We start from the raw sequence: 8,884 nt of genomic DNA on the forward strand, positions 1-8,884 counted from the left end.
TTATTCCAAGTTCTCTGGCTAACTCTGACAAATTGTTTTTTTAAGTTATCTTAATATTTTTCTCTTTCCTGAAAAAGAATTAACTAATAATTAATGGCGAACAAAAGCTCGTCATTTGATATTTATTTTATATATCCTGGATTTTGATCAAGATTAGAATTTGTCAGTAATGCATCATTAGGAATAGGAAATAAATTAAAATTATTGTTTTTAGTTGCATTATGTGAAAACCATGATTTTGTTGAAAATACACCAAATCTGATAAGATCCTGACGACGGCGTCCTTCTTGTGTAAACTCCCAACCTAACTCATCAAGAAATCTACCCATAACAATATCTGCTCCGCCTTCAAAAGTCTGAGAATTTTTATCGCGTCTTCCATAATCATAATTGCTTCCTAGCATTAATTGCGCATCGGTTACTATAGCCAATGCAGGATTATTTTTAAATGCCCTTTCGCGAACTTCTGTTACCAAAGTACCAGCTCCTGGCTGTCCAGCTCTTAGTAAAGCCTCAGCTTTCATAAGTAATATGTCTGCATAACGAAACATTGGCCAATCATTACTTAAACGATTTGTAGCACCAATAGCATACTCAAATTTGCCCCAACGAAGGCCATCATCTTTATCCGATTCATCTATTGATGGTACTGCATTTGTATAGTTAATTGATAATGGCTCGCCTGTAATAGCATATTGTTGACCAGCAATAAAATTCTCTTTTAAACGAATATCATTTGGATTATAAGAATTTATAAATTGAGGAGTGGCACAAACTCCGCCCCATGGAGAATTTGTAAATTGATAGGTCTTTTGGTTTTCGCTTGCCAAAGTATACATATGAAAGTCAAATGCATTCCAATCCTTTACATATTTTTCATCAAAAGGAAGAGCAAAAATTATTTCATTTGAATTTTCATTCTCAGTAATGAATACATTTTTTTGATTTGCCTCTAAAGAATAATGACCAGAATTTATTACGTTATCACAAGCAGTGATACATTCAGCCCACATAGTTTGTCCACGCCATACCTCAGCATTCAGATACATCTTAGCCAGTATAGTATTAGCTACCCATTTGTTGATTCGTCCATAATAAAGACCTCTTGGGGTTTCTGATAAAACTCCTATATTATCTTTAATTTCTTTTACTATAAAATCAAAAACTTCGGCTCTGGTAGCTTGTTTTGGTAAACTTGTATCACTAAAATCAGTAACAATAGGCACGTTGCCATATAAATCTACAAGTATGTAATAATATGAAGCACGGAGTACTTTAAGTTCAGCTAGAAGTCCTGTTTTTCTTTCGTCGTCAACAGCAATTTTGCCAGTTTCAATTTGGTATATTATTCGATTACAGGTGTTAACTCCTTCAAAAGTACGGCTCCATGGTTGTAAAACACCATCATCACTTGAAGTCCAGGTATGTTCATGCATTCTTTTATAAACATAACCATCTACCCAACCTATACCTGTTCGCGCAGGAAGTACATCCTGATCTGCAGGAAGTTCCTGAGCTCTTACAACTCCATTCCATAAAAGCATTGTTTTTCTCCAAGGTATATATGCTGCATTTACTAATGCACTAATGTCTGTTTCTGTACTTGGGGTATAATTTTCTGAAATAACAGATCCATAACTATCGTCAACTAAATTAGTACACGAAGAGGTGCTAAGTAAGATTACAATAGTACTTATTGCTAAAAATATATATTTTGTTTTCATTATATTTTTTTTTTGAAATTAAAATTGAGCTTGCACTCCAAAAGTAAATGATGTTATAGTAGGATATCTGCTCCTGCTGTCTACACCCGGATTCAAGCCGGATGTGTTAACCTCAGGGTCAATACCTTTATAGCCAGTAATTGTTAATACATTCATTACTGTACTATAAAGTCTTATTGATTTAAAAATAGAAGATTTCATTTCTTTGAATGAGTAACCAAGTGTTATATTATCAATTTTAACATAATCTCCGTCTTCAACATAATAGCTATTAAACTGAGGTGCTATCGTATTATTCAATAATGTTTTTCCAAATACTAAATCATTTACTGAGGAAAGACGATTGTCGGCATATCCATTTTGAGTGCCTTCATAGTTCATACGTGCTTCATTAACTACTTGAAAACCAAAAGCACCACGAATGTTTACATTTAAATCAAAATTTTTGTATCTAAATGTGTTAACCCAGCTGGCATACCATTTAGGTAATCCGTTACCAATGACACGTCTGTCTGTAGGACTTTGAGCAAAATCATCATAATTTACTCTTTCATTTGCAGCATTTAAATACACCCACTTACCTTCTTCATCTACATCTACTACTTTAAAGCCATAAAAATTACCTACTGGCTGACCAACCTGTACTCTGTGGGATGAAGTTGTCATTCCTTCAAAATTTACATTTCCAGTATCAAAATAATCAAATTGCGTTTTAAAGGCTCCATCCAAACTTTTAAGTTTATTTTTGTTAGTCGAATAGGTTCCTGTAGTTGTCCATTCAAAATCATTAGTTTGCACTGGTATTCCAGATACTAAAACTTCTAAACCTCTATTTTGCATAGTACCACCATTAGCAACAATTGTAGGGTATAAATTTGGAGGTGTCGGTACATTATAAGAATATAACAACCCATCTACATTACGATTATACGCGTCAATAGATCCTGATAAACGACCATCAAACATTGAAAAATCAACACCTATATTTGTTTCTTTCTTTTCTTCCCATCTTAAATCAGGATTTGGATTTGAAGCAGGTGTAATTGTTCTAACCCATTGCCCGTTTACTAAAGCAAAATCACCATATTGTAACAATGCTACACCAAGAAATGAATTTGCAGGTTGTGAACCTGTAACACCATAACCAGCACGAAGTTTTATTTCATCAAATAAAGTCTGGTTTTTCATAAAATTCTCGTTGGTTATTTTCCACCCTAAAGATACCGCAGGAAAGGTACCCCAAGCATTATTGGTACCATAAAGCTGACTAGCTCCTTCATGACGTAAACTTGCCATTAAAAGATATTTATCATCATAAGCATAAGTTATACGACCAAAGAAACTGATTAAATTTGCATGATTTTTAGAACTATTCATTGTTGCAAGACCCAATGGGAGCGCTGAACCTGCTCCTATATTATGCCATCCGCCAAAATAATCATCCTGAAAACCGTAGTTAGACATATTAGATCTTTCAATATCAGATTCAATATAACTATAACCGCCTAATACGCTGAATTTATTCTTATCGATTGTTTTATCGTATTTAGCAGTAAGTTCTGTCTGTTTTTCCATTCGATTAAATCCTGAAATAGATGAATACCCCGGAAAACCATATACTGTTGCTGATGAATGTTGAAGTGTTTCTGAATAGCCGGTTGCTCTATTTTCTTTCACATAAGAGAAAAGGGCATTAAGAGTTAAATCTTTAATAGGATTGTATGTTAATGTACTATTGTATCTGATTTCGGATGTTTTAACATTACCATCAGCCTCATTCAATAATGCCAGAGGATTAAGATAATCCAATTTGTCTTTATTTTGATAATATGTACCATCTGCATTATAAATAGGATCTGTAGGATTTCTACGTAAGGCCTGCCAATATGCTCCACCGTTAAAACTACTTGCATCTGATGTGGACGTAAATTTATTTTCCCTTCCTAAAATAGAAAATTTCACTAACAACTTATCATCAAACATATGATGGTTGATTTCAATACGGCCTCTAAAAGTTTTATTATCTGATTTTAGCATAATCCCTTGCTGGCTGTTGTAGTTAAGATTAGCAGCATAGCTTGTTTTAAAACTTCCTCCTCGCATAGAAAGATTGTGTACATGAGTGATTGGTGTACGGGTGATTTCGTTAAGCCAATTTACATCACTACCCTTGTCATATTGCGGATAAAGTTCTCTAAACTTTTGACTGGAAAGCATATCTAATTTATTCGCAATGCTGGATGTACTTATATATCCTGTGTATTGAACATCATCAATTTCTCCCCCTTTTGCTTTTTTAGTAGTAATTAAAATTACACCGTTAGTACCACGTGTTCCATAAATTGCTGCAGCTGATCCGTCTTTAAGCACGTCTATGCTCTCAATATCCTCCGGTGCAACAGTATTAAGCGCTCCGGGAATTCCATCAATAAGTACTAATGGATCTGTGTAAGCACCTGAAAGTGTATTGTTACCTCTAAGTTTAATTGAGGTTACTGCTGTAGGATCACCACTTGTATTAGTTATGGCCAGACCAGCTACTTTACCTTGTATAAGCTGACCGGCATCTTTTACCTGCCCCTGATTAAAATCTTTAGAGGAGACTTTTGCTACTGCACTAGTTACATCACCTTTTTTCTGAGTGCCATAACCCACAACAACTACTTCATTTAAATCAGAGATGTCTTCTTTCAAGCTTACATTAATCGTTTTTTGACTTGTAACTATAATCTCTTTTGTAGTATATCCAATGTAAGAAAACAATAAAACATCATTTTCAGAAGCTTCAATAGAATAGTTTCCGTCTAAATCTGTAGTAGTACTTTTATTAGTTCTTTTTACCAGAATCGTAGCCCCGGGTAAAGGTAATCCTTGCTGATCTGTAATTTTACCTTTAACTACATTTTGCTGTACTAAAAACAAATTAGTTGATTCTTTTAGTCTTTCAGTTTTAGGGATAAACGAAATTGTTTTCCCTTCAATAATCCATGTAATTGGTGTTGCCGCTACGGCTTGTTCTAGTACTTTTTCTACAGGAACATCTACGACATCAATAGATATTGGTTTAACTTCTTTTAAAATGGCCATATCATAGAAAAAAACATAATCTGTTTGATTTTTTATGACCGATATTACTTTCTTAAACGGTACATTTTTCCCTGATAAAGTAATTGTTTGTGAGGATACTGCTGCTGAAACTTGAAAAGTTAGAGCAACAACTAATACGGATGTTAATTTCATAACTTTCCAGGCGTTAGCAATTGGCCAATGGTTTTTTGGCTTGGTTTTTGGTAATAATTTCATAATTTTGGTAATGATTTTTGGTTAATAATAAATTCTCCCTGCTTGGTTTATCTATCTATTTTCCATTAATTGTTCGTTCCTCTTTAATTATTTATATAGGAACTAGCCAGCAATGCTACCAACATTTGCTGGCTTTTTTTATGGTTAACAGATACATATTTTATATAAAAAGGGTTTCCCTATTTTAATCTAAATTAGGGCATCACTCTTAAAATATTTCCATCTATTTTAAAATGGACTTTATTTTTTTCTAAAATTTTCAATACTTGTGATAATTGTAAATTTCGTTGTATTTCTCCTTCAAAAATTCTTTCAGGTATGTCTTTTTCAAATACAACATCTACATCATACCAGCGACTTAGTTGGCGTAAAACTGTTTGAAGACTAGCTTTTTCAAAATAGAATACACCGTTTTTCCACCCCATCACTGCTTCTAAATTTACATTGTCATTCACAGTAATGACGCCAGATTTTTGTTTTTGAGCTTGCTGTCCGGGTTTTAACAGTACTTTTTTAGTTTTCTCAGTAATTAACACACTTCCTTCTAAAAGAGTAGTATTTACACTGGTTTCGTCATCATACGCATTTATATTAAAATGAGTCCCTAATACATTTACCAGCATATTATTAACAACAACCCTAAAAGGTCTCTTTTTATCCTTAGTCACTTCAAAATAAGCTTCTCCGGTTAGGATTACTTTTCTTTCGTTTGGAGCAAAAGAAGTTGGAAATATAATTGACGAAGATGCGTTAAGCCATACTTTTGTACCGTCTGATAACTCCAGATTATATTGTCGCGCTCTGGGAGTAGTCATGGTATTGTATGCTAATTGAGCATTCTTACTCGTTTTATATACCAGTTTGCCATTCTTTTTTGAAACAAGAGTGTTGTTTTGGTTCGCCAATACTCCATTTCCAACACTATCCAAAACAATTTTGGAACCATCAGAAAGTGTTAATATAGCTCCTGATTTTCCTGGTGCTTTGTCATTTTTTTCTTTAGATGTTATTACTATAGTAGATGGGACTTCTTTTTGGAAGAGAGTAAAAGTTCCAATACCAATAGCAACAATAATACTTGCAGCTACCGCTATTTTTTTCCAATTGAGCATGTTTACAACTGGTGTCTCTTTCGTTTTTGAAGAAGTTTTCATTTTCTTTTTAAGTTCGTCAATGAACTTTTTAGTCAACTCAGGACTGATGGAAGGAATTTCTACAGAATCATAATTTTCCTGAAGAATAGTATTTAGCTCTTCTGAATATTTGGGATTGTCCAACATTGTGAGTAGCATGGTTTTGCCTTCAGGTGTGATTTCTCCTGAAATAAACTGCTCCATAAGCTCTTTGAACACTTTTTTTTGATACATAAATACAAATTTAAAAACGACATTAAAAGCCGTTTAATTATAAAGACGAGGTTTGTTTACTAAAGTGGCAATGAAAAATGAAAAAATTATTTAAAAAAAAATAACCCTAATAAAATTAGGGCTAAAAAACTGATAATATAATGATTGTGTAAGTAACTCCTAAGAAAATTTAAGGCATGCATCAGATGCCAACGAACAGTTCTTGTTGCTAGCCCTAATTTTTTACTTATATAATCGGTATCTTTTCCTTCTATGCGGCTTAATAAGAAAACTGAGCGTCTGGGTTCGGGTAAAAGTGCTGCTCCTTCGTTTATGATTTTAACTAATTCCTGAAATTCAAATTGCTCATCAGGTTTTAAAAATAACTCTTGTAGTTTTTGGTCTTTCAATGTATCAGTTTCAGTCAATTTTTTTCTAATATGACTAATAATTAAATTACGACTAACAATAAAAAGATAATTTTCAAAACTTTTTACTTCAGCTAATTTGTCTCGTTTTTCCCAAATTTGAATAAAAACATCTTGGGTTAATTCTTCGGCAATAGAATAAGATTTAACAAAACTTAAGGCGTGTTGTAGCACTTTTTGCCAATATTTTTCAACTAATTTAGTGTAAGATAATTCGTTGCCTGATGCAATGCTCAATAGAAGATCAGATTCATTTGAAAGTTTCAAATTAGAGTTCATACTATTAGATTGGCTATTAATTTATAGAATAAGATAAAAGCAAACATAATTAAAATACCTTAAGTAACAATTATTAAGGATTAAATAATACGGGAGACATTAACAAAAAGAAAATAAAAGTTGATGGTATATTTAGAATCTATTTTTTTAAAATCCCAGACTTAAAATGATATAATTTCTCTAAATTAACTATAAATTGGTTTGAAAAAACGATATTTTTGGGAGCTTTTTAGCGCTAAACTTTCGGGTGATAGCAAGATATAAAAAAATCCTTTGCTTTCGGCAAAGGATTTTTATGCTGTATCTCATTCAAGAAAAGAACAATAAAACTAATTTTTGTTCACTAATAATTCGTAAGCAATCACGCTGTTATGGTTAAAGGTGGGAACGTATATCAAATTTTCCTTTTCATTATACCCCAAATCAGCGGTGTTCATTTGCCCCTGTACATTCTGAAGTTTTCGAATTTCACCATTGGCTTTTACATAATAAATTAAACCAGCCCAACAGCTAACTATAAAATCACCGTTTTTAAGTTGCTCCAGACCATCTCCTGATTTTTCAAAACCTTTTGCTAAAACACTTATATTTTTCTTTTCATCCACTTTCCAAAGTTCTGTATTGGCTAAAACATACAATTCTTTATCAATCCATTTTAATCCATTGGCATTGGTTACGTTTTGTAAATATAGTTCGCTTCGGTCATTTTTAATGCGGTAAATTTTATTTGTACGAGTGTCTGATACATAAACCACTCCTTTGTTATCTACCGTTACATCGTTCAAAAATATAGCATTTTCGATTTCTAATTTATTAATGATTTTTCCGCTCGAAATGTCAATACTTACTACTGCGTCTATATCTGCCACATAAAGTGTTTTTTTATAAAGTGCTAAGCCTTTAGGTGCGTTTAGGTCTTTAATCCACTTTGCGTTTTTAATACTGCCATCAGTATTAAGGACAGCAATGCCTCCTTTTCCGTCTTTTACATTACCGGCGCCATCTATCAGACTCACAAATAAGCTTTTTTCAGTGGCACTATACAACACCGATTCAGGTACGGCTAAATTTGAAGTTTCCCAAACAGTTTGTGAAAGTTTTTGGGCTTTTGCAGCAAAAGTTAATGTCATAAAGACGAGTAAACTTAAAAATTTGTATTTCATATTAGTTTAGTTTTTGTTTTTTAAAAATTTGACTTTATAGCCTAACAAAAATATTGATTTCAGATTCAGGAACGAAAAAATTTTCGAAAAGACAATCAGCAGCCATAGTCTTTCTACAACTATAAATTTTTTAAATCTTATTACGAATTAACAACTCTTTTGTTTGCTACATTCAAAAAAGCTCTTATATTTGCATCCGCTAAGAACAAGTCAACTGACAAACTTAGCAAACGGAAACGTTATTAAGTACATTAAAATATACAGTTTCCTCCTTAGCTCAGTTGGTTAGAGCATCTGACTGTTAATCAGAGGGTCCTTGGTTCGAGCCCAAGAGGGGGAGCTTTTATTGGAAAGCCTTTACAGCAATGTAAAGGCTTTTTTTATTTAAATTCTTATTGTATGCATTTCGTTTATATCATATATTCTTCGCAAAAAGATACATTTTACATAGGTGAAACTTCAAATTTCCAACTTCGATTAGAATGGCATAACTCAGGCCAATTTGCCAATTCTCATACTAAAATAGCTGGAGATTGGGTTTTATTTCATTTAATTGAATGTATTAATATAATTCAAGCCAGAAAAATTGAGAAACATATAAAAAACATGAAAAGCAAAACATATATTTCGAACCTCAAAAA

General features: G+C 32.7%; 6 protein-coding genes and 1 tRNA gene. 2 read left to right on the forward strand and 5 right to left on the reverse strand.

Features of this window, described 5'->3' with window-relative positions; all coding sequences use genetic code 11:
- Positions 1–122: 122 nt before the first annotated feature.
- The 5 genes from H599_RS0104545 to H599_RS0104565 form a co-directional block, all read right to left on the reverse strand.
- Complete coding sequence (locus H599_RS0104545; protein WP_026713039.1) at positions 123–1,724, reverse strand: RagB/SusD family nutrient uptake outer membrane protein; 1,602 nt, start codon at positions 1,722–1,724, stop codon at positions 123–125.
- A gap of 18 nt (positions 1,725–1,742) precedes the next feature.
- Positions 1,743–5,027, reverse strand: a complete 3,285-nt coding sequence (locus H599_RS0104550; protein WP_245600489.1) for a SusC/RagA family TonB-linked outer membrane protein — start codon at positions 5,025–5,027, stop codon at positions 1,743–1,745.
- A gap of 194 nt (positions 5,028–5,221) precedes the next feature.
- A complete protein-coding gene (locus H599_RS0104555) occupies positions 5,222–6,394 on the reverse strand; it encodes a FecR family protein (protein ID WP_026713041.1) in 1,173 nt (390 codons plus the stop codon).
- An 86-nt stretch (positions 6,395–6,480) separates the two neighbouring features.
- Complete coding sequence (locus H599_RS0104560) at positions 6,481–7,080, reverse strand: RNA polymerase sigma factor (RefSeq protein WP_026713042.1); 600 nt, start codon at positions 7,078–7,080, stop codon at positions 6,481–6,483.
- Positions 7,081–7,409: 329 nt separating this feature from the next.
- Positions 7,410–8,243, reverse strand: a complete 834-nt coding sequence (locus H599_RS0104565; protein WP_026713043.1) for an SMP-30/gluconolactonase/LRE family protein — start codon at positions 8,241–8,243, stop codon at positions 7,410–7,412.
- A gap of 266 nt (positions 8,244–8,509) precedes the next feature.
- On the opposite strand from H599_RS0104565, the gene H599_RS0104570 reads away from it, so the two are divergent.
- Together H599_RS0104570 and H599_RS0104575 are read left to right on the forward strand one after the other, a co-directional pair.
- Positions 8,510–8,583, forward strand: a tRNA-Asn gene (locus tag H599_RS0104570).
- 59 nt (positions 8,584–8,642) lie between these two features.
- Positions 8,643–8,884: GIY-YIG nuclease family protein (locus H599_RS0104575; protein WP_035141179.1), on the forward strand; the 242-nt coding region annotated here is incomplete at its 3' end.

The sequence above is a fragment of the Flavobacterium daejeonense DSM 17708 genome, assembly GCF_000425425.1.
GTDB lineage: Bacteria > Bacteroidota > Bacteroidia > Flavobacteriales > Flavobacteriaceae > Flavobacterium > Flavobacterium daejeonense.

Excerpts from the sequence above, each read along its gene's own strand:
- H599_RS0104545 (WP_026713039.1), bottom strand. The coding sequence starts at position 1,724 with ATGAAAACAAAATATATATTTTTAGCAATAAGTACTATTGTAATCTTA.
- H599_RS0104550 (WP_245600489.1), bottom strand. The coding sequence starts at position 5,027 with ATGAAATTATTACCAAAAACCAAGCCAAAAAACCATTGGCCAATTGCT.
- H599_RS0104555 (WP_026713041.1), bottom strand. The coding sequence starts at position 6,394 with ATGTATCAAAAAAAAGTGTTCAAAGAGCTTATGGAGCAGTTTATTTCA.
- H599_RS0104560 (WP_026713042.1), bottom strand. The coding sequence starts at position 7,080 with ATGAACTCTAATTTGAAACTTTCAAATGAATCTGATCTTCTATTGAGC.
- H599_RS0104565 (WP_026713043.1), bottom strand. The coding sequence starts at position 8,243 with ATGAAATACAAATTTTTAAGTTTACTCGTCTTTATGACATTAACTTTT.